The sequence below is a fragment of the Methylocystis sp. JR02 genome (assembly GCF_030063565.1).
Classification (GTDB): Bacteria; Pseudomonadota; Alphaproteobacteria; order Rhizobiales; family Beijerinckiaceae; genus Methylocystis; species Methylocystis iwaonis.
In genome coordinates this window covers 2718480-2739260 of the sequence record NZ_JASIRC010000001.1, presented here as the reverse complement: position 1 = coordinate 2739260, position 20781 = coordinate 2718480, and the positions used below count along the sequence as shown (strand labels likewise).

24 protein-coding genes are annotated in these 20781 nt (G+C 62.7%); 15 read left to right on the top strand and 9 right to left on the bottom strand.

Annotation, left to right across the window (positions count from 1 at the left end):
* Positions 1 to 64: 64 nt before the first annotated feature.
* From hyfB to QNA11_RS13080, 6 genes are read left to right on the top strand one after another with little or no spacing between them, the layout of a single operon-like run.
* Positions 65 to 2062 carry a hydrogenase 4 subunit B gene (gene hyfB / locus QNA11_RS13105; protein ID WP_283483369.1) on the top strand — a complete coding sequence of 666 codons (1998 nt, stop codon included), beginning with the start codon at positions 65 to 67 and terminating at the stop codon, positions 2060 to 2062.
* A complete protein-coding gene (locus QNA11_RS13100; protein ID WP_283483368.1) occupies positions 2059 to 3012 on the top strand; it encodes a respiratory chain complex I subunit 1 family protein in 954 nt (317 codons plus the stop codon). Before hyfB ends, QNA11_RS13100 begins: the two co-directional genes overlap by 4 nt.
* Positions 3012 to 3677 carry a hydrogenase-4 component E gene (locus QNA11_RS13095; RefSeq protein WP_283483367.1) on the top strand — a complete coding sequence of 222 codons (666 nt, stop codon included), beginning with the start codon at positions 3012 to 3014 and terminating at the stop codon, positions 3675 to 3677. Before QNA11_RS13100 ends, QNA11_RS13095 begins: the two co-directional genes overlap by 1 nt.
* Positions 3674 to 5122, top strand: a complete 1449-nt coding sequence (locus QNA11_RS13090) for a hydrogenase 4 subunit F (RefSeq protein ID WP_202070722.1) — start codon at positions 3674 to 3676, stop codon at positions 5120 to 5122. The genes QNA11_RS13095 and QNA11_RS13090 overlap by 4 nt, the downstream gene beginning before the upstream one ends.
* Positions 5123 to 5140: 18 nt before the next feature.
* On the top strand, positions 5141 to 6661 hold the full coding sequence (locus QNA11_RS13085) for a hydrogenase large subunit (RefSeq protein WP_283483366.1): 1521 nt from the start codon (positions 5141 to 5143) through the stop codon (positions 6659 to 6661).
* Between the two features lie 13 nt (positions 6662 to 6674).
* Positions 6675 to 7190 (top strand): NADH-quinone oxidoreductase subunit B family protein, encoded by a 516-nt coding sequence (locus QNA11_RS13080; protein WP_281930133.1) that lies wholly within the window; start codon positions 6675 to 6677, stop codon positions 7188 to 7190.
* A 53-nt stretch (positions 7191 to 7243) separates the two neighbouring features.
* Here QNA11_RS13080 and bufA2 read toward each other — a convergent pair whose 3' ends face one another.
* Positions 7244 to 7504 (bottom strand): BufA2 family periplasmic bufferin-type metallophore, encoded by a 261-nt coding sequence (gene bufA2 / locus QNA11_RS13075; protein ID WP_202070719.1) that lies wholly within the window; start codon positions 7502 to 7504, stop codon positions 7244 to 7246.
* Between the two features lie 222 nt (positions 7505 to 7726).
* Positions 7727 to 7996, bottom strand: a complete 270-nt coding sequence (locus tag QNA11_RS13070) for an usg protein (protein WP_283483365.1) — start codon at positions 7994 to 7996, stop codon at positions 7727 to 7729.
* Positions 7997 to 8266: 270 nt separating this feature from the next.
* Between QNA11_RS13070 and QNA11_RS13065 the strand changes: the two genes are divergently transcribed.
* Positions 8267 to 9307 (top strand): S1C family serine protease, encoded by a 1041-nt coding sequence (locus QNA11_RS13065; RefSeq protein WP_283483364.1) that lies wholly within the window; start codon positions 8267 to 8269, stop codon positions 9305 to 9307.
* Position 9308: 1 nt separating this feature from the next.
* Here QNA11_RS13065 and QNA11_RS13060 read toward each other — a convergent pair whose 3' ends face one another.
* Entirely contained in the window at positions 9309 to 9881 is a 573-nt protein-coding gene (locus QNA11_RS13060; protein WP_283483363.1) for a L,D-transpeptidase, read from the bottom strand.
* Between the two features lie 100 nt (positions 9882 to 9981).
* Here QNA11_RS13060 and QNA11_RS13055 point away from each other — a divergent pair, with 100 nt between their 5' ends.
* Entirely contained in the window at positions 9982 to 10452 is a 471-nt protein-coding gene (locus tag QNA11_RS13055) for an NUDIX hydrolase (RefSeq protein ID WP_283483362.1), read from the top strand.
* 327 nt (positions 10453 to 10779) lie between these two features.
* On the opposite strand, the gene QNA11_RS13050 is transcribed toward QNA11_RS13055, so the two are convergent.
* From QNA11_RS13050 to QNA11_RS13040, 3 genes are all read right to left on the bottom strand, one after another.
* Positions 10780 to 12174 (bottom strand): HWE histidine kinase domain-containing protein, encoded by a 1395-nt coding sequence (locus QNA11_RS13050; protein WP_283483361.1) that lies wholly within the window; start codon positions 12172 to 12174, stop codon positions 10780 to 10782.
* 164 nt (positions 12175 to 12338) lie between these two features.
* Positions 12339 to 12893, bottom strand: coding sequence for a sigma-70 family RNA polymerase sigma factor (locus QNA11_RS13045; protein ID WP_202070714.1), 555 nt, complete (start codon positions 12891 to 12893; stop codon positions 12339 to 12341).
* Positions 12890 to 13132 carry a NepR family anti-sigma factor gene (locus QNA11_RS13040; protein WP_202070713.1) on the bottom strand — a complete coding sequence of 81 codons (243 nt, stop codon included), beginning with the start codon at positions 13130 to 13132 and terminating at the stop codon, positions 12890 to 12892. Before QNA11_RS13040 ends, QNA11_RS13045 begins: the two co-directional genes overlap by 4 nt.
* Before the next feature lie 184 nt (positions 13133 to 13316).
* On the opposite strand from QNA11_RS13040, the gene QNA11_RS13035 reads away from it, so the two are divergent.
* The 7 genes from QNA11_RS13035 to QNA11_RS13005 all read left to right on the top strand — a co-directional run bounded on the left by QNA11_RS13035 (position 13317) and on the right by QNA11_RS13005 (position 18528).
* Entirely contained in the window at positions 13317 to 14105 is a 789-nt protein-coding gene (locus tag QNA11_RS13035; RefSeq protein ID WP_202070712.1) for a response regulator, read from the top strand.
* A gap of 79 nt (positions 14106 to 14184) precedes the next feature.
* On the top strand, positions 14185 to 14721 hold the full coding sequence (locus QNA11_RS13030) for a Dps family protein (protein WP_283483360.1): 537 nt from the start codon (positions 14185 to 14187) through the stop codon (positions 14719 to 14721).
* A 104-nt stretch (positions 14722 to 14825) separates the two neighbouring features.
* Positions 14826 to 15614 carry a hypothetical protein gene (locus QNA11_RS13025; RefSeq protein WP_283483359.1) on the top strand — a complete coding sequence of 263 codons (789 nt, stop codon included), beginning with the start codon at positions 14826 to 14828 and terminating at the stop codon, positions 15612 to 15614.
* Between the two features lie 543 nt (positions 15615 to 16157).
* On the top strand, positions 16158 to 16340 hold the full coding sequence (locus QNA11_RS13020; RefSeq protein ID WP_283483358.1) for a hypothetical protein: 183 nt from the start codon (positions 16158 to 16160) through the stop codon (positions 16338 to 16340).
* Positions 16341 to 16453: 113 nt separating this feature from the next.
* Positions 16454 to 16969: a hypothetical protein gene (locus QNA11_RS13015; RefSeq protein ID WP_283483357.1), complete on the top strand. Its 516-nt coding sequence runs from the start codon at positions 16454 to 16456 to the stop codon at positions 16967 to 16969.
* Between the two features lie 86 nt (positions 16970 to 17055).
* Complete coding sequence (locus QNA11_RS13010; RefSeq protein ID WP_283483356.1) at positions 17056 to 17745, top strand: hypothetical protein; 690 nt, start codon at positions 17056 to 17058, stop codon at positions 17743 to 17745.
* Between the two features lie 66 nt (positions 17746 to 17811).
* Positions 17812 to 18528, top strand: coding sequence for a DUF4339 domain-containing protein (locus tag QNA11_RS13005; RefSeq protein WP_283483355.1), 717 nt, complete (start codon positions 17812 to 17814; stop codon positions 18526 to 18528).
* Between the two features lie 216 nt (positions 18529 to 18744).
* Here the strand turns inward: QNA11_RS13005 and QNA11_RS13000 are convergent, their stop codons facing one another.
* From QNA11_RS13000 to QNA11_RS12990, 3 genes are all read right to left on the bottom strand, one after another.
* Complete coding sequence (locus tag QNA11_RS13000; protein WP_283483354.1) at positions 18745 to 19146, bottom strand: hypothetical protein; 402 nt, start codon at positions 19144 to 19146, stop codon at positions 18745 to 18747.
* 116 nt (positions 19147 to 19262) lie between these two features.
* Positions 19263 to 19793, bottom strand: coding sequence for a restriction endonuclease (locus QNA11_RS12995; RefSeq protein ID WP_283483353.1), 531 nt, complete (start codon positions 19791 to 19793; stop codon positions 19263 to 19265).
* A gap of 240 nt (positions 19794 to 20033) precedes the next feature.
* The gene (locus QNA11_RS12990) at positions 20034 to 20768 is read right to left on the bottom strand and encodes a TonB family protein (RefSeq protein ID WP_283483352.1); all 735 of its coding nucleotides are present in this window, start codon (positions 20766 to 20768) and stop codon (positions 20034 to 20036) included.
* Positions 20769 to 20781 lie beyond the last annotated feature (13 nt).

Below are 20781 nucleotides of genomic sequence, written 5' to 3'. Positions count from 1 at the left end.
CGCTGGAATTCCCGCGACCGTCTATGCAGGCAAGCCTCTCGGCCAAGTCGTTCAAGGAACATAAATGCCGCTTTATCTCGCCCTTCTTTGCGTGGGCGCCCTGATCGGCGTCGGCGTAGCCTCGATCCGCTACAAGGACCGCGCGGATGTGACGCGGCTCGTTTACGGGCTCACCGGCGGATTATGCGCGGCGATTTTCCTTGCCGTCATCGTCCCGAGAGGCGCGCATGTCTTGCAGACGACGCTGCCCCTGGGCCTGCCCTGGATCGGCATGCGCTTTCGCATCGACGCGCTGAGCGCCTTCTTTCTTGCGGTCGTCAATCTCGGCGGCGCGGCGGCGAGCGTCTATGCGATCGGCTACGGCGCGCATGAGAAAAGCCCGATGCGCGTGCTGCCGTTCTTTCCGGCCTTTATCGCCGGCATGAACGGCGTCGTGATGGCCGACGACGCGTTCACCTTCCTTGTCGCCTGGGAATTCATGTCGCTCTCCTCCTGGGCGCTGGTCATTTCCCATCACGATCACGCCGAAAACCGCGCCGCCGCCTACATCTATTTGCTCATGGCGAGCTTCGGCACCTTCTGCCTGCTCATGGCCTTCGGCGTTCTCGGCGGCGCGACCGGCGCCTATGACTTCGATACGATCCGCGGGATCCCCAAGGACGCCTGGAAATCCGGCCTCGTCCTTGCCCTCGTCATCCTGGGGGCCGGCTCGAAGGCGGGTCTCGTCCCGCTGCATATCTGGCTGCCGCTCGCTCATCCCGCCGCACCGAGCCATGTCTCTGCGCTGATGAGCGGCGTCATGACGAAGGTGGCGATTTACGGCTTCATCCGCATGGCTTTCGATCTTCTGGGCCCGCCCGCCTTCTGGTGGAGCATTCACCCGCTGGTGTTCGGCGCGGCGAGCGCGCTCATCGGCGTGCTTTTCGCGACGGTGCAGAGCGATCTCAAGAAGCTTCTCGCCTACAGCACCATCGAGAATGTCGGCATCATTTTCGTCGCGCTCGGCCTGGCGCTGGCCTTCAAGGCGAATGGCCAGGCGCTGCCTGCGGCGCTCGCCTTCACCGCGGCGCTGTTCCACGTCTTCAACCACGCTCTGTTCAAGAGCACGCTCTTCTTCGGCGCCGGCGCCGTGCTCGGCGCGACCGGCGAGAAGAACATCGAGAAGCTCGGCGGCCTGATCCGCTCGATGCCAAAAACCGCCTTCGTCTTTCTCGGCGGCTGCATGGCCATCGCCGCGCTGCCGCCGCTCAACGGTTTCGTCTCCGAGTGGCTGGTGTTCCAGGCCATCCTTCTCAGCCCTTCGCTGCCGCAGTGGATATTGAAGCTGCTCACGCCTGCTGTCGGCGTGACGCTGGCGCTGAGCGCGGCGCTGGGCGCCGGCGCCTATGTGCGGGCCTTTGGCGTCGTCTTCCTTGGCCGGCCGCGCTCGGGCGCCGCCGAGCAGGCGCAGGAGACCGATCAATGGTCGCTGCGCGCCATGTTCGCGCTGATCGCTCTCTGCCTTCTGGCGGGGATTACGCCAAGCTTCATGATCGACACGATCTCGCCCGCGGCGGCCGAATATGTCGGCGGCCGCATGCCGGCGCAGAGCCAGATCGGCTGGTTTACGATCGCGCCCATCGCCGAGAGCCGCAGCTCCTATAACGGCCTGCTCGTCTTCGCCTTCATCGGCTTGTCGGCTTTTGCCATGGCGCAGACGATCAAGAAATTCTTTCCGCGCTCGCTGCGTCGGGCGCCGCCGTGGGATTGCGGCTATGTCGATCCGACCCCCGCGAGTCAGTATACGGCGAGCAGCTTTGCGCAGCCGGTCCGCCGCGCGCTCGGCGCCGTCGCCTTCTCGGTGCGCGAGAAGCTCGACATGCCGCTGCCCGGAGAGACGCGCGCCGCGCATTTCTCCGTGGAGATCGGCGACCGCTTTATCAACTACCTCTACGAGCCGCTGACGAAAGCTGTGCTGTTCTGCGCGGGGCGGCTCAATGTGGTGAACTTCCTGTCGATCCAGGAATATATCGCCCTCGTCTTCGCCGCCCTCGTCTTTCTCCTCATCCTCGTGGCGCTATGACCTTTCTCTTCGACCTCTTCGCGCAAGCGGCGCAAATGGCTTTGGTGCTGGCGCTCGCGCCGGTGCTGATCGGATTCACGCGCAAGGTGAAAGCCCGCCTGCTGCGGCGGCGCGGGCCGCCGCTTCTGCAGCCCTGGTACGATCTCATTCGCCTGCTGAGGAAGGACGTCGTGCTCGCCCATGACGCCTCCTGGCTCTACCGGGCGGCCCCCTATCTGATTTTCTCGACCACATGGGTGGCCGCGTCGCTCGTTCCGACATTTGCGACCGGCCTGATGTTCGGCTGGATCGCCGATCTTATCGCGCTCACCGCCTTGCTCGGCGCCGCCCGCTTCTTCCTGGCGCTCGCCGGCATGGATGTGGGGACGAGCTTCGGCGGCATCGGCTCGAGCCGCGAGACGATGTTCGGCTCGCTCGCCGAGCCGGCGACGATCATGATTGCTTTCATCGTCTCGCTCATCGCCGGCTCGACCCAGCTCTCGGAAGTCGCCGCCTATATGGCGTCGGATTTCGCGCTGCGCGTCTCCGTGCTCTTCGCGCTGATCGGCCTCATCATCGTCGCGATCGCGGAGAACGGACGCATACCGGTCGATAATCCCGCGACGCATCTCGAGCTCACCATGGTCCACGAGGCGATGATTCTCGAATATTCGGGACGTCATCTCGCCATCATCGAGATGGCCTCGGCGCTCAAGCTTCTTCTCTATGTGTCGCTTATCGGCTGCATCTTCTTCCCCTTTGGCATCGCGCCCCCGGATGGCAGTCTCGTCGACATGGGCTATGGCGTCGCCTTTTATGTCGTGAAAATCTTTGTCGCGGGCTTTTTGCTGGCCCTCTTCGAAGTGTCGACCGCAAAGATGCGCATCTTCCGCGTGTCGGATTTCCTGGGAGCGGCGCTGATGCTCGGCCTTCTCGGCACTCTTCTCGTCTTTGTCACCCGGAGCCTGTAATGCAAGAGCATCTGTCTCTCGACATCGCGCAGCTCCTCGCGGGCGGGCTGGTGCTCGTCAGCTTCATGCTGCTCTATCAGGATCGCCTAACGGGGCTCATCAACATCTTCGCGCTGCATGCTTTGGTGCTGACTTTGTCGGTGGCCTGGCAGGCCCATGTGCAGAACGCGGCGCATCTTTATGTGACGGCGGCGATCGCCCTCGTGTTCAAGGCGATCGTCATTCCCTATGGCCTGCACAAGATCGTCAAGGCGCTGCGCGTCCATCGCACGGTGGAAGTCGTCGGCGGCATCGGCGCGACCATGCTCGTCGGCATGTTCCTGATGGGCCTTTCGCTCGTCGTCATGCTGCCCGCGACGACGACCGCCGATCCTTTCGCGCGCGAAGACCTCGCCTTTGCGCTGACGATCGTCCTTCTGGGCATGCTGATGATGGTCACGCGGCGCAACGCCGTCAGTCAGATCATCGGCTTCATGTCGCTGGAGAACGGCCTCGTGCTGGCGGCGGCGGGCGCCAATGGCATGCCGCTCGTCGTCGAGATCAGCGTCGCCTTCTCGATTCTCATCGCTTTTATCGTGATCGGCATCTTCCTGTTCCGCATTCGGGAGCGCTTCGACACAGTGGACTTATACGAACTCGATCGCGTGCGCGGAGAACGTCGATGATTTCCGAATTCTTCATGGTGTCGAACGCGCTCGTGGCCATTCCGGCTGTCGCGGCGGGCGTGCTGGCCTTTCAGACCGAATATAAGAAAGCGGCTCAGCTCAATGTCGCCGCGTCGGGCGCGACATTCGTCTTCGCGCTTTTGCTCCTCGCCAAGGGACACGAGGCCGGCAGCTTTCTCTCGGTCGACGATCTCAACGTCGTCTTCGTCGTGCTGTCGACGCTTATCGGCTTCACCACAGCGGGCTTCAGCGCGAGCTATATCGAGCACGAACTCGCGATCGGCAAATTGACGCCGGGCAATCTGCGCTTTTACCACGCCATGTATCAGGCGCTGATGTGCGCCATGAATCTGGCGCTTCTGGCCAGCAACATCGGCCTCACATGGGTCTCGGTCGAAGTCGCGACGCTGACCACGGTTGTCATGGTCGGCCTGTACCGCACCCGCGACTCGCTCGAAGCCGCCTGGAAATATTTCATTCTGGGCAGCGTCGGCATTGCGCTCGCGCTCTTTGGCACGATCCTCGTCTATATGTCGGCGGAACCGGTTCTGGGCGAGGGCTACGACTCCATGCTCTGGTCCACGCTGATGCAGCACGCCGCGCATCTCAGCCCGCGTCTGTTGAATGTGGCCTTCGTCTTCCTGATGCTCGGTTATGGCACCAAGGTCGGCCTCGCGCCCATGCACGCCTGGCTCCCCGATGCGCATGCCGAGGGCCCGACGCCCATCTCGGCGGTGCTTTCCGGTCTGTTGCTGAATGTCGCGCTCTACGCCGTGCTGCGCTTCAAAATGCTGCTCACGGCCAACGCCGCCGCCATCACGCCCGGGCCGCTGCTCATCGCGCTGGGCCTTGCATCAGTGCTGTTCGCGGCTTTCATGCTCTACCGGCGCGACGACATCAAACGCCTCTTCGCCTATTCGTCGATCGAGCACATGGGCATCATCGCCTTCGCTTTCGGAATCGGCGGCCCGGTCGCGAATTTTGCCGGCTTGCTGCATATGGCGATGCATAGCCTCACCAAATCCGCGATCTTTTTCTCCGTCGGCCACATCGCTCAGGCCAAGGGCACGCAGAAGATCGCCGAGATCAGGGGCCTGACCCAGAGCCATCCCGTGCTCGGCTGGAGCCTCGTCGTCGGCGTGATGGCGATCTGCGGCATGCCGCCGCTCGGCGTCTTCATGAGCGAGTTTCTGGTCGTAAGCTCCGCCTTCGCCCGTCAGCCCTGGCTGGCGGTTCCGCTGGTTCTCGGCCTTCTTGTGGCGTTCGGCGCCTTGTTGATGCGGTTGATCGGCATGGCTTTCGGCGAACCGACGAAGAGCGCCGGAGAGGCGCCGGCCTCTCCCGTGCCGCTCATCGCGCATCTTTCGCTCGTGCTTCTCGCGGGCCTTTATCTGCCGTCTTATCTCGTCACCTGGTTCCAGAACGTGGCGCGGCTGCTGGGATAAGCGCAAAGGGACATGCAAATGCTCTTCACCCCTGAGGACCCGAACAGCACGGCTCCTGCGCCCGCTGCGTCCTGCCGCCCCTGGGCGCGCGAGACGGTCGACGACGCGGGCTGGCGTACAGCAATTGAAGAGATCGCCGGCCGCAAGGCCGATCTTCTCAGCCTATGGAGCGACGGCGCTCATGTGTTCATGGCGATCGTCAACCGGGCGACGCCAAAGATTCGGCTCGTCTCGCTCGACTGCCCGCAAGGCCGCTTTCCCTCGGTCGGCGTGCGGCACCCGCCGGCGCTGAGGCAGGAACGCACGATCGCCGATCTTTACGGGCTCACGCCCGAAGGATCGCCCGACACGCGCCATTGGCTCGATCACGGCCGCTGGGGCCTTCGTCATCCCGACGGGGAGGCGGCGCAGATCGAGACGGCGAGCGACGCTTATCAATTCTCGCCGGCCGAAGGCGCGCCGCTGCATCAGATTCCTGTCGGCCCGGTGCATGCGGGCATCATCGAGCCCGGCCATTTCCGTTTCTCCTGCAATGGCGAGGTGGTGGTGCGGCTCGAGGAGCGGCTAGGCTTCGTGCACAAGGGCGTCGACAGCCTCATGGCGGGCGCGCCGCTCGACAAGGCGGCGAAGCTCGCCGCGCGCGTCTCCGGCGACAGCACCGTGGCGTATAGTTTCGCCTTCGCGCGCGCCGTCGAGGCCGCTTATGGCGTCGAGCCGCCGCCGCGGGCTGTGTGGCTGCGCGCTTTGATGGCGGAAATCGAGCGCCTCGCCAATCACTTCGGCGACATCGGCGCGATCTGCAACGACGCCGCCTTTGCGCTGATGCTCGCGCAATGCGGGCTGGTTCGCGAAAAGCTGCTGAGGGCGGCCTCCGCCTGTTTCGGCCATCGGCTGATGATGGACCGCATCACGCCCGGCGGCGTCGCCGTGGATCTGTCGGAAGAGGGCATGACGACGCTGCGCTCGCTGCTGGAAAAGATCGGCGTGATGGTGCCGCGTCTCGTGGCGCTCTATGGCGATACGACCTCGCTGCAGGACCGCACCGTGGCGACCGGCGTGCTGAGCGCCGAGCTCGCCAGCCAATATGCTTGCGGGGGCTTTATCGGCCGCGCCTCTGGCCGCCGCTTCGACGCCCGCGCCACCATCGGCTACGCGCCCTATGACGCGCTCTCCTTCGAGCTCGGCGAGTCGACTGGCGGCGACGTCGATGCGCGCGTGTGGGTGCGCTTCGACGAGGTGAGAGCGTCGGTCGAGATCATCGAGCAAATCCTCGATCGCCTCCCCCATGGCCCCATCCAAGCCGATCTCTGCGCGGCGCCGGGCGGGGCCGAGGGCGCAGCGCTCGTGGAAGGGTTCCGCGGCGATATTTTCGTCTGGCTGCGCCTTGCGGCCGACGGCCGGATCGAGCGGGCGCATCTGCGCGACCCGTCCTGGTTCCAATGGCCGCTGCTCGAAGCCGCGATCAAGGGAAACATCGTCGCGGATTTCCCGCTCTGCAATAAATCCTTCAACTGCTCCTATTCGGGGCACGACCTGTAAGCGGCTCGCACCCATGCAGAAATTTCTCTTCCAAGGGCTTTTGCGCGGCGCGCTGACCGAGCCGCCGCCCCGGCCCGAAGACGCGATGCTCGCCGAGCTCGGACAGGCGCTGGAAAGAGCCGCCCGCGAGAAGCTCGGCCGCAGTCTCGCGATCCGCGAGGTCGACGCCGGCTCCTGCAACGGCTGCGAGCTCGAGATTCATGCGCTGAGCAACGCCTTTTACGATCTCGAGCGCTTCGGTCTGCGATTCGTGGCGTCGCCTCGGCACGCCGACGTTCTGCTCGTCACTGGGCCCGTGACCAAGAATATGAAAGAGGCGCTGGAGCGCACCTATAATGCGACGCCCGATCCCAAATGGGTCGTCGCAGTGGGCGATTGCGCTTTCGACGGCGGCGTTTTTGCCGGCAGCTACGCCTGTGTGGGCGCTGTCTCGCAGGTCGTTCCGGTCGATCTCCACATTCGCGGCTGCCCGCCCGACCCCGTGGCGCTGCTCAAAGGCTTGATCGCCTTGGTCGACAAGGCCGGCTGAAAGCGCCGGGCCGGGCGCTGTGCCCGGCCCTGGCGACTTCTTCGTCAAGAGGCTCAGTCGAGCGTCTTGCCGCCGGCCGCTTCGCAGGCCTGGGCCGATTCCATATAGACCCAGCCCTTGCCCTTGCAGGAGTTCATGCCCTTGCAGGCGTTTTTGGGCGAATGGCAATCGCTCTTGCCCTTGCAGCTATTGGCGCCCAGGCAGTGAACTCTCGCAGTCGTCGTCTCGGCCTTCGCGGCCGGGGCGGTTCCGGCGAGCGCAATTGCGACCGCCGCGACAGCGAGCGTCGCGCCGTTGATCGTTTCCTTTTTCATGTCGTTTCTTCCCTACGCCAACAATGGCGCGGCATTCTTGCATCAAAGCCGCCATTTTCGCCAGCGGCCTCGGTAGAAAGCATATATTAGCGAATCGGCGGCGGTTTTCGCGCGCTGCCGATTCGGACTGTGTTTGTCCCTCATCTGTCCGTTGCTTCCTGTTTCAGGACATAGGCGCAGGAGAGACGTTTAATTCATTGGCAAGGACGAACGGCGGCGCGGTCAGTGCACATGAAACTCGCCGTCCACCAGCCGCATCTCCGCAGGCGTGATGAGCTGGGCATGCGCCACCGTCACGCCATGGAGCGGCCCGTCGAGGCTCCTCGTCCAAAAATCCAGGAATTTCCTCAGCTCGGGAAAATGCGGGTGCAGATCATATTCCTGCCAGATGTAGCTTTGGATGATCCTCGGATGGTCCGGCAGGCCATAGAAAATATTCGCTGTCGTCAGACCGTAGCCCTGCATCTGCAAGCGGAAGTCCCTGGACGCCATTCCCGTCTCCTTTTCAACGGAAGACACTCTTAAAAAATTAGGAGCGACAGGTTAACGAAAGCAACTCTTGCGCCAGAAACAGGCGTAAAAACAAACTATTAGCAGCGTATGCGGGCGAGTGCTGATTTCCCCGATTGAAGTGACTAAGGAAGAGCGCTTCCCAAGAGCCCGGGAGCGCAGAAGCCGCGCATTTACCATAAGCACAGGCGCCGCCTGGATTCTTTGGCCCGCGCCATCTTTCCGCCGAGTGCATTCAAGAGTTTGAGGGCCATGATTCGACGTTTCGCTCTCTTGTGTCTTCTCGCCTGCCCGACGCCGCTTTCCGCCGGCGCGCTGCCTTCGGGGCCAAAGGCTTCCGCTGCGTCCGTCGTTCGCGCGGTGACGCCGGGCGTCGTCAACATCGCGACGAAGCGGATCGAATCGGTCGAGGTGCCGACGGTCGTCGACCCGGTGCTGCAAGAGTTTTTCGAGATTCCCAACACCCATCTCAAGCGCGAAACCACATCCGCAGGTTCGGGCGTCATCGTCGACGCCGAGGCCGGGCTCATCCTCACCAATGAGCATGTCGTCCGCGGCGCCTCCGTCATCGAAGCGACAACGAAGGACGGCCGCCGTTTTCGCGCCCAACTCGTGGGCCGCGACAAAGCCACGGATATCGCCGTGCTGAAAATCAAGGCGGATAATCTTGCCGCCGTTCCGATGGGCGACAGCCGGACGCTGGAGGTCGGCGATTTCGTTCTCGCCGTCGGGAATCCGTTCGGCCTCGGGCAGACGGTGACCTCGGGGATCGTGTCGGCGATCGGCCGCGCGGGACTTGGGATCGAAGGCTATGAGGATTTCATCCAGACCGACGCCTCCATCAATCCGGGCAATTCCGGCGGCGCGCTGGTGACGCTCGACGGGCGCCTCGTCGGCCTCAACACCGCCATTCTGTCGAAATCCGGCGCCAGTCATGGCATCGGCTTCGCCATCCCCATCGACATGGCGCGCCGCATCATGGCGCAGCTTGTGGAAAGCGGGGAGGTGCGTCGCGGCCATATCGGCGTTTCGATCCGCTCGCCTTCGGGGAATGGCGCGGGCGCCGAGATCGTCACGGTGGAGCCGGCGTCTTCCGCCGCGCTCGCAGGGCTTCGCAAAGGCGACGTCGTCACCGCCGTCGACGGAAGGGCGATCACGACGCCCGCGCAGCTACGCGCCTTTCTCGGCGCCAGCCCGGCGGGAAGCGAGATCGAGGTCCGCTTCCATCGCTCTGGAGAGGCCATGCAGGCGCGGCTGCGGATCGAGGCGAGCCAGAAGGCCGCGGTTCGATAATCTAGCGGAGAACCACGACCTTCGTGCCGACCTTCACGCGCGAATAGAGGTCGATCACGTCGTTATTGGTCATGCGGATGCAGCCGGAGGACACGGCCGCGCCGATCGTATCCGGCTCGTTGGAACCATGGATGCGATAGTCGCTGGAGCCGAGATAGAGCGCCCGGGCGCCGAGCGGATTCTCCATGCCGCCCGCCATATAGCGCGGCAGGTCGGGGCGGCGTTTCAGCATGGGCGCGGGCGGGCGCCAGTCTGGCCATTCGCGCTTTCGCGAGACCGTTTTCACGCCCGACCAGGTGAAGCCCTCGCGACCGACGCCGACGCCATATTCGATCGCCTGGCCGCCGCCGAGCACATAGTACAGCCGCCGTTCCTTGGTCGAAATGACGACGGTTCCCGCCTTATATTCCGGGTGACGCCACTGCACGAGCTGCTTGGGGATCGACTGCTGACGGAAGATGGTCAGAAAATCCGCGACCGGCCCGCGATCGAGGGGGCTTGCAAGGGCCGTCCCCGGCGCCGTCACGGCGAGGGCGACGAGCGCCTTGAAGGGCAAGCTGGACCATTTCCTCATGCGCTTTCGTCTCTCCGCTCGTTATTCTGGGCGGGGAGACTGTTTGTCGACGAATGCGGCCGAAGTCTGACGCCTGCTATTCGGCGTGGGAGAGAGAGTTATGCCAAAACGCAGCGCAGGCGTCCTCCTTTACCGGCGTAGCGCCCATGGGGTCGACGTCTTCCTGGTCCACCCCGGAGGGCCTTTCTGGGCGAGAAAGGACGACGGCGCCTGGTCGATCCCGAAAGGGGAGATTGGCGAAGGGGAAGATCCGAAAAACGCCGCCAAGCGTGAATTCGCCGAAGAAACGGGCGTGGCGCTGACCGGCGAGCTGACGCCTCTCGGCGTCTTCAAGCAGCCCAGCGGCAAGCTGGTCGCCGCCTTTGTGCTCGAGGGAGACATCGAACTCTCTTGCGTCCAAAGCAATGACTGCAAGATCGAATGGCCGCCGAAATCGGGGCGCATGATCGACATTCCCGAGATCGACAGAGCGGGCTGGTTCACGCCCCAGGAAGCGCTGGAGAAAATTACAAAGGGCCAGCGCCCCATCATCGAGGCGCTTTTGTCCAAATTGAAGCTTTCGCCAGAATGAACGTCACCGCGCTTGCGCCGCCCAGCTTGTGACGGATCGCGGCGCCCAGCACTCGACGCCCCTGTGGCATTGCGCGCCGGTATAGCGGTTTTTATGAAAATACGGCGAATCCGCCGGGACGAAACGGTTGGCCCAGGCAAAAGTGGCGAGCCAAATGACGAGGATTCCAAATATGGCGTTGCGCCAGCTTTTGGGCCCGGGCATTCTTAAACTCCCCTGCGCGTTTCACAGAACCGGGGAATTGGAGGCTTCGAACCTCTCGCCCAGTGGGGAGACTCCAAAAAGTGTGTGTCAGCTTTGCCATGATCGAGCGAAGCAGGGCGTTCTCTAAACTTCCGCCGTGATCGTGGCGCGCAAGCCATCGGGCTCGAAGGCGATGTCGATGTCGCCGCCGAACTGCCGGGCGAGGACCGTCTTCATCAAATAGAGACCGACGCCTGAATGTTGCGGGTTCGCAACCGACGGCCCGCCTTGCTCCTTCCAAATGATCAGCAACCGCCGGCCTTCATCGTCGGAAATCCGCCAGTCGACGACCACATGCCCTTCTTCCCCCGATAGCGCGCCGTGCTGCTCGGCATTGGAGAGAAGCTCGTGCAGCGCCATGCCCAGGGCCAGCGCGACTTCCGAGCGCAGCGCGACGTCTTCGCCGAAGATGGAGATGCGATCGCGGATGGCGAGCGAATCATAGGCGAGCGCCGTCATCACCAGCTCTTTCATGGGCGTCTCCGCCCAGGATTTTTTGACCAGCAAGGTCGAGAGACGGCTGAGGCACTGGATACGATCGGAAAAGCTGTTTCGAAAGCTGGCGAAATCCGTCGCCGTGCGAGCGGTGATGTTGGCGACGCCCTGGATCATCGCCAACGAGTTGTTCACCCGATGGTGCAGCTCGAGGTTCATGATGCGCCGGTGTTCCTCGGCGCTTTTGATCTCGTCGATGTCGGTAATGGCGATGATGGCGGCGATGATCTTGCCGCTTGCGTCGCGGATCGGCGCGCCGACAATGTTGATCCACGCCCAGGTGCCGTCCGCGCGCTGATGCCGGCATTCGAGCGTCGGCCGATTTTCCCCGGCGAGGGCGCGGGCGAGGGGATATTCGCTCTCCTGGACGGGCTCGCCGCTCTCATGCACGGCGACCCAGTGCCGATAATGGCCCAGTCCTTCCGAATAGATCACAGGCCCCCGCCGGATGGCCTCGAGCGCCGAATTGCCTTCGAGGATGCGGCCGCTCGGCGCTTCCGCGATCAGCACGCCGACCGGAAGCGCGTCGATGACCGCCCGGAGCCTGTTGTTGAAGCCGTTGGGCGCGTTGGCGGCGCCATCGCCTTTGATCAGCTCTTCGTTGAGCCGGCTCAGCAGCGCGCGCTTGCGGCGCAGCCTCTGTTCGAATTGATCGAGGGTGCGCGCGATGTCGTCGATGTCGGGGACGCCGGTCGCGGCCCAGGCCGGCAGCTCGCCGGCTTTCAGGCGATGCGCCAATTCCGCAAGCCGGTGGGTCGCCGCCGCCTGCCGCCGCCGAGCAGAGTCGAGACGATAAAGCGCGAGGAGCGCTGCGACGAAAGCAATCGCCAGCGCAACGATGATGACTTGCCCATAGGCGGAGATAAGCTCTGCTTGCGCTAGCGGGCGCACTTCCGCCGCTAGCGTATTATTGCCCCTCGGGCCAAGGGAAATGTCGGCTGAAAGGGCGAATCCGAGGATTCGAACGAGGTCTTGTTCGACCACTAATCACTCCGCGCCAAAACGGGCAGATTTGCATTTGCCCCCGAGCGTTTGCGCCCGCGCGTTTTCTAGGCTGCACGAAAGTTGCCGGGCAGATGCTGAAACTGGCGAAGTCTTCGCCGAGTTCCACGGATCTGCCTGCGCCTGAGAGTTTTTTTGAACCGATTTCAGAGCGCCTTCGTGTTTTTTCGCGCGGCGATGCCCGTCATGGTCGGGTCCGAATCGATCTCATGTGTCCCGTTGAGCCCGAGATGCTCCGCAAGCTTGGCGCGTGCGCGATTGAGCCTGCTCTTCACCGTTCCCACCGCGATATTGCAGACCTGCGCCGCTTCTTCGTAGGACAATTCCGTGATGCCGATCATGAGCAGGATTTCGCGATGCTCCGGCGCAAGCTTGTCCAGCGCCTTCTGCACGTCCTGCATCGTGACGTTGGATTCCTGCCCGCCTTTCACCGGAATCTGCTCCGCAAGGACGTTGTCGCTATCCTGCACTTCGCGCGAGCGCTTGCGGTACTGCGAGAAATAAGTGTTGCGTAAAATCGTCACGAGCCAGGCGCGAAAATTCGTGCCGGGCTCGAAACTGTCGGCATGCGACCAGGCCTTCACAAGCGTGTCCTGGACGAGGTCGTCCGCCACGCTATATGAGCCCGAGAGCGAGATGGCGAAGGCGCGCAGATAAGGGATCTGCGCCACCATTTGCTCTCCAAAGGTCGCGTTGGTCATTTCTTCTCGCGCTGTATGGCTTCGAGCTGGGCGAGCAGCATGACGAATTTGTCCGGAATTGGCTGGTGGATCAGGTCGTCGCAGAATGAGCGCAGCACACGCCCCAATTGATCCTGGATATGAGGCTCAAGAAAGGCCGTCTCCACGCCGTCGACCTGGTCGCCGTCAACCTGACCCAGGTCGGCCGTCTCCTGTGGCGCCAAGGTCTTTCTCTCCTCTTTTTCGTTGCCCTGCGTCATCTATCGTCCCGAGATCGCTCGCCCAACTGGTGGAGGCTTTGGCGAAGCGCCCTCGCTTCAGGCGCCTATTTAGGCAACCCGGGGACGGCGCATTCGTTCCGGATGGAAGTTGTGGATTTCTAGTTCGACGCGACGTAATGCTCAACCGCGCTGACAGCCTCTCACAAGACCGCAAGGTGTCGTCATGAACATCTCACGCGAGATCGCTCCGCATCTTCCCTATCTGCGTCGCTTCGCGCGCGCTTTGTGCGGGTCGCAAAAAAGCGGCGACGCTTATGTCGTCGCGACGCTCGAAGCGCTCGTTGCGGACATCGATTCCTTCCCCTCCAACATGTCGGCGAAGGTTGGGCTCTATCATCTTTTCATGAGGAGCTGGTCGTCGATCGCCTTGAATGTCGAGGACCGTCCCGAGGACGATATTTCCGCAGCGCAGCGTAATGTCAGCCTGCTGACGCCACGCTCACGCCAGGCTTTTTTGCTCCGTACGGTCGAGGGATTTTCAACCGAGGACGTCGCCGACATCATGTCGGTCACGCCAGAGGAAGTCGAGGCGTTGATCGCGCAAGCCGGGCGCGAGATCGCCGAGCGGGTCGCCACCGACGTGCTCATCATCGAGGACGAGGCGCTGATTGCGCAGGACATCGAATTCATCGCACGCGATCTGGGGCATCACGTGATCGGCATCGCCCGCACGCACAAGGAGGCGGTCGAGCTCGCGAAGGGACGTCACCCGGGCTTGATCCTTGCGGATATTCAGCTCGCCGACGGCAGCTCCGGCCTCAATGCGGTGAACGAATTGCTGCAGAGCTTCGACTGCCCGGTGATCTTCATCACCGCCTTCCCCGAGCGGCTGTTGACGGGCGAGCGGCCCGAGCCCGCCTTCCTCATCAGCAAGCCTTATAAGGTGGATACGGTGAAGGCGACGATCAGCCAGGCGCTGTTCTTCCAGCGAAAGGCCAGTCGCGTCGCTTAAGGCGCGGCTGCGGCTGGAACAATGAAGGCGAGCGCGCGTTCGTCGCGTAACGCTGGAGGCCCGCTCGAAGGAGGCCGCAATGACCATGAATATTCCCGAGAGCCGCGACACCGAACGGGCGGCCCTCAACACGCCAAGCGACCTTTCGCCGGAAGCGACGGCCACGCTCGCCGACAGCATCAACCGGCTCGTGGCGGACGCCTATGTGCTCTATGTGAAGACCAAGAACTTCCACTGGCACGTCAGCGGGCCGAATTTTCGCGACTTTCACGAAATGCTCGATGAGCAGAGCGAACAAATATTGGAGTCGATCGACCCTTTGGCGGAGCGCGTGCGCAAGCTCGGCCAGCCCACGCTGAAATCCCTCGGGCAGATTCTCGAACTCGCGTCCTTGCGCGAAAATCAGAAGGATTTCGTCTCCCCTTACGAGATGCTCGTCGAGCTCATGAACGATAACATCTCCATCGCCAAATCGATGCGCGAAGCGCATGGCGTCTGCGACGATTGGGACGATGTCGCGACCTCTAGCCTGATCGAGCAATATCTCGACGAGACGGAAAAGCGGACCTGGTTCCTGTTCGAGGCGGCGCGGGCGGCGGACTCCGGCGGACACTGAGCCGGGGCGATCCCGCTCTTGCGGAACACCTGTGAAGCCGCATAAATTTCCAGCGACTTGCGCATCCGGCCCCGGCTGCGCGTTGCCGCGCTGGAAAGGGCAAGATGGCGTCCGAACCCGAGAAGCTTCTTGGCGCAGTGACGTCGCATTACGCGGCGGCGCGGGGCTTTCTGTCCCGCCTGTCGGCCTTTGTCGCGAAGGTCACCTTCAAAATCCCCAAGGGCGGCTCGCCGGGGGAGACGATCGATGAGCTCGGCAAGCGCTGGGCGCTCGACGAAGAGGAGCGGCTGACGCTCCATATTCTCGTCAGGAGCAAGCCGGGCCTCGCCTTCTTCGACGAGAAGATTCAGAGCATCAATCGCGCCGCCTTCCATCGCTCGGCTTTCGTGCTGAATGCCGCGACGCAGCTTCTCTTCGTCGACATCGGGGCGCAGCTTTACATTTCAGCCCCGCAGTTGAAGGCCGCGCTCGTCGCCACAAATGTCCTGCTCGTCGCCGTTGCGCATTTCGAGATCAAGTCGCTACTGAAGGCGCTCATCGCGGGGCCGAATGCGTTGCCGCCAAAGCGGCGTTTCTGGGGCCTCTTCTCGAATCCGCATTACAACAAGGCCGTGAAAAAGCATTCTCGCCATTACGCGCGCAGCGCCTGGAAGGAGAAATCGCTCTACCGGCCCGCCTATTTCCTGGACGCTGCAACGATCTTCCTCGGCGCGCAGTTCATCCTGGCGCCAGAGCGCATTATTTTCCCCTTCGGCTTCATTATCGGCAAGACGACCGGGCTCCTCACGACCCTTATCATGATGTTCGACGTGTGGCGGGGCGTGCGGGCGGGGGAAGACGCGCGCATCGCGCGCGAACGCGAGGTGGCGGTCTATCGCGATCTCGATGTGTGACGTGCTCGTCGTCTCTGTGACGCATTCCTGCGCAGCCTGCTTTGCGTTTCGGCGCCGCATGTGCTCATTTTAAACGCTTTCGACACGTGCGAATCTTGCACGCCGCTCGAGATCGATCAGACGAGTCGAGCGTCTCGGGTTGCTCCAGCCGGCGCGTCTGTCCGACGCAAATGCAGAGACCACAACGGCTTGCGGATATTGTCGCAAAGGCGCGGGCTTGCGGGCGCGCGCGTTTTCAGAGACGACCATGATGGGGTCGTCGGCCCCAACCTTGCGGACCATGGGGATTCTCCCTTACGTCGCTTCGCGGCGCTTCGTGCTGTGTGCTTATTTCATGCCAGACGGTTGAGGCATTTTCTGGGTAAAGCCGACGGAGGGAAAGAACCACGCGACGGCGCTTTCGATGGCGCCACCCTGACGAAGCTCGCGCATCGAGCTTCTACGCATGGATGCAAGCCTGAAAAATAATCTTCGAGACGGCGGTGCGAGGGTGCGTCAAAGTGGTCGATTGCAAGTGGCGCGTCTCTCGCTCAAATCTGAGGAATGATCCGCCCTCAGATTTCCAACGCCATCATCCTGTCGATACTCTTCGCGTCGCTTGCGGCCGGAGCCACGCTGATGCTCATGGAAGTGCCGGCAATCCATCGGGCGGAGTCGGGGAAGCCCAAGGCGCAGGGATCGGCGTCGCCTGCGCGCGACGCCGGCTTGACTGTCGCGCGCCAATAGCAGAAGGCCGCTTCACCGCCTGTTTCGCTTGAAAGCGCGATTGTCGCACGAGGCGCGCGTTCTATCTGGGAGAAGCGAAGAGCAGAGCAAGGCCGAAGAGCGGAGCAAGGCCAATGACGAGCAAGTCGGATTTCGCGCCTGTCGAATGGAAAAAGCTGGTGCAGGCTCCCTTGCTCGCAGGCTACGCGGTCAGCGCGGCCGACCCCAGCGGCTTTGTCGGCTTGCTCCAGGAGGCATTCGCCGCCGCGCGCTCTCTCGCCGAGGCAAGAACGCAGCCGGGTGACGAGCTGATAAAGGCGGTCGCCGAGGAGCTTCTGACCGCGAACGGCCGCGCCGACGCGCGCGAAGGGGTGCGCACGGTCGCGCAAGGCGCCGCGCTCGAAGATATAAAGCACCGTGCGCTCGACGCCTTGAAGGATACGAGGGCGATACTCGACGCGAAGGCTGGCGAGCATGCGCGGCCTTTCAAGGAGTGGCTGATCAAGATCGCCCGCGTCGTGGCGGAAGCGGGTCTCGAAGACACTTTCCTCGGCTTTGGCGGCATCAGGATGAGCGAAAAGGAGAAATCCACGCTCGCGGAACTCTCCACCCTGCTGGGGTTGGATGCGACGGCCCAGGGTGCTGGATGAGCGCCTTTCGATTTCCGGCATAAGGCAGGTCAACTTTTCCGTGATTGGCTTGTAAAATCCGCCCGACGACAAAGAAGGGCGGATGGATGGCGGAGCGTATTTTTTCAAGATCGATGGCGCTGGCCGCGGCGCTCCTTGTTAGCCCAGTCGCCGGGGCCGAGCAGCGCTGGCCCGAGGGCTTTTTATCGCGCGTCGAGGTTCTCGCCCTGATCCAGACGCTGAACGCCTCCTTGCTCGCGAGCCGCAGCGCCACGATGACCCTGGAGAGATGGTGCGCGGACCACAAAATGGCCCTCGAGCCCAAAATCGTCGCGACACGCGTCTCTGGCGCCGACAAGCCGCCGAGCGACGAGACGCGCCAGCGGCTGCGCGTCGATCTATCGGAGCCGGTCAAATACCGGCGCGTTCAATTGAGCTGCGGCGCCCATGTGCTCTCGGAGGCGGATAATTGGTATGTGCCTGGCCGTCTGTCCGAGGACATGAACAGGACGCTCGAGACGACGGATACGCCCTTTGGAAAGGCCGTCGCGCCTTTGCAGCCTTTTCGCCGCACGATCGACATGAAGATGCGCTGGTCGCCCTTGCCCGAGGGCTGGGAACTGACGCCGCAGAGCGCCCAATCCGGGGAGGGCGCGCTGCCGCTGCCCCACGACATCTTCGAACACACGGCGGTCCTATACGGGCAGGATCAGAAGCCCTTCTCCGAAGTCCACGAGACCTACACCAGCGGGATTTTGGATTTTCCGCCGCAGGCTGGGGCAACGCCAAAAGATTAGCCGCATTTGTGGTCGACCGTGGCCTTGTCGCTAGATAGGTGACGAGCAAAAGCGGCGAGGCGGCGTATGGCGGACATTTGGTATTATGCGGAAGGCGGCGAAACCTTCGGGCCGGTCGGCGCAAGGGAAATTGCCGCACGCCTCGGCAAGGGGAAACGGCCGCTTCTCGTCTGGGCGCCCGGCATGCCCGAATGGACCGACGCGCGCGGCCTGCCGCAATTCGCGGCGACAGCGCAGGGCGCTGGGCAAGGCGGCGGCAAGGCGCCAGCGAGCCGCGCGTGGCGCTCCCACCCCGAGCTGATTTCCTATCTGGCCATATCCGGCTATCTGCTGGTCTGGTTTTGTGCAGTCCTGATTTATAGGGCGACCGTTTTGCGCGGCGGCGGCGTAGAATTCGCGCCCTTTGGCGTCGCCGTGGCAAAGGCGTTGATCCTCGGCAAATTGATGCTGACGCTGAATTCCGCACAGCGCGACGCCAGGGGCGAGACGCTGCTGGCCTGGACGGCGAAAAAGGCGCTTTATTTCGCTCTCGCGCTTTTTCTGTTGTCCGTCGCGGAAGGGTTGATCGTGGGCTATCTTCACGCACGCGGCGCAAAAGCGCCACTGGGCGAAATTGCCGGCGGCGCCATTGCCCAAGCAGCCGCCACCGCCGTGTTGATGTTTCTGGCGCTGCTGCCCTATCTCGCGTTCCGGCGTCTCGCGCGCGAGTTCGGCGAGCTTCCGGAGCTTCTCTTCTCGCGGCGGGAGTTCGGGCGTCGCGGCGAACGCCCCGACTCGATTTGACGGCGGGGCGTTTCTGTCTGACGCCATTTCCATTTGAACCGCTCGATGGGGATTTATCATTCCCGGCGGGCTGAAAGCCCGACCGGGAATCCAGAGCCACAAAAGCGCCGGTTTTGCTCTGGATTCCCGATCGTTCGCTTTGCGAGCGTCGGGAATGACGCCGAACCCATCAAGTGGATCTCATAAGACGGAGCGCGCGCTTGCGTCAGGCGTCGCTCAAAGCGGGCCGAGGCCCAAGCCGAACAAGCCGCCGCCAGGAGCGCCGAGGCCGAACAGGCCGTCGCCCGCATAGCCGTAATATCCAGGCGTCGCACAGCCGGGGTATGCGGACCCATACATTCCCGTGGGATATGCCGAGCCATACGCCGCCGGCGCCGTCGTCCACCCGGGATACATGCCGTAGCGATAACGCGGCCCGCCATAGCGCCAGCCCATATGCCAGCGGTGATGCCGGTGTTGATATGCGCGCCAGTGGATCTGTTCCGCAGGTTGCGAGAGGCTTATCGCGTCTTTGCCGGTGACGCTCATGACGCCGGCGAATGACGGCGCTGGCGCGGCAGAAACAGCGGCTGCGGCGCAAAGGGCCGCCGTCAGGTTCCGTGATCTCGAGCAATACATTTGGGCCTCCTACACGCGCTTTGAGACCCCGCCAGTTAGATCGTGAACGGCTCCTGTCGAGCGACGCGATAATTATTTTGTCTCTCTTGTTCCGCACGCGTTGCGCATCTGGGGTCTCATCCAACCAATAGCCTGTCGATCCTTGGAAGATCCGTATGGTGGAGCAGCAGCACCTGGTTCGAGGCCGCCAGCTTCAGCGCGGAGGAGGTGTAACCGCTGGTCGTGACGACGACGCCTCTTTGAGCATTTTGATGCGCGATGCCCGCGACGATCTCTTGGACCGCCCGATTGCCGACCGGCTTCGCGTATTTCTTGCATTGGAGCACAATGCGCATGCCGCGCTTCTCCGCTACGATGTCGACGCCTTGATCGCCGCTGAATTGCGTGACGCGGGCGTCCCATTTCCGCTCGCGAAGGACGCAGGCGCAATAATGTTCGAACTCTTCCGGGCTCATGGTCTCGTGGAACTTCGCCCCGGCGATGTCCTCATAAGCGAGCACGGCGAGGTGAAGCGCGCCGGCATATGCGAGCCCCATGGAGACGGCGCCAAGGGCGCCCGGCCAGAAGAACCCCGCGAGAACGGTAAAGAAGGAGATCCAGAGGACGCAATTTGTCGCGCCCGGGGCCGGCTCTCGTCGCTCCGCCATAGCTCCCTTTCCGATTGCTGACCCGGGCCTTCCCCTGAAAATAAGACTAAACAGAAATCCATTCGTTAATTTCTCGTGAAGGGGTGGCTCGGCGCAAGCAGCGCAAGTCCGGCCCGACCAACGCGGTGGGCGCTCGCATTGATCGTCCCGACGCTCGCGCAGCGTGCGATCCGGAAGCCTGGCCAACGCTTTTCGGGCTCTGGATTCCCGATCGGGCCTTCGAATGACAAGGCAATCAGATCAACGCTTGCGCGCGTAAGTCACCGCCATTGTAACCGTGACATCCTTTGGGGGCGCGGAGAATGGCGCGCAGGCGCGAACAGTATCGAGCGCGCTGATATCGAGCTCCGCTCGTCCGCTGCTGGCGACGATCTTCAGCGAATCCGGATGCATCGTTCCATCCCCCTTGATCCTGAAAGAAACAGTCGTCACGCCCTGCAAACCGGAATGCCGGGCTTCTTTCGGATAAAGAAGTTTCGTTTGAATCTTTTTCGACAGGTTTCGGATATAGGCTTTCAGCACATTCATCTCGGCGTCGGTGCGTCGTTGGATGATTTGCGCATGTTGCTCGTTTTCGATCCCTTCCACGTCGCGACCGGCTTGCTGAGCGGAAGCACTCGCTTTGGCGGCGGCTGCGGCCTGCTCCTCCTCCTTTTTTATCTTGTCCGGAACCGCGTCTTTTATCCGCTCCGGAAGCGCTTCGTCGTCTGCAACTTTTTTCTCGGCTTTCTCTTCCGTCTTCTCCTGCTTGGCGTTCTGCGCTTCGACCGCGCCGCCAGATCCCGCATTCTGCCGCTTGTGTTTCTCTTCGGCCTGAACGTCGGAGTCGACGCCATTGAATTCGACCAGCAATGTATCGTCTATCTCGGGGGACGTCTGTCCAACGGCGCCCCATAGAACGAGCAAAGCGAAGGAATGAACCGCCAGCGATCCTGCGATTCCGTGAAAGATGCTGAATTGCGCGTGGTTTGCCATTTTTGATCTTGTG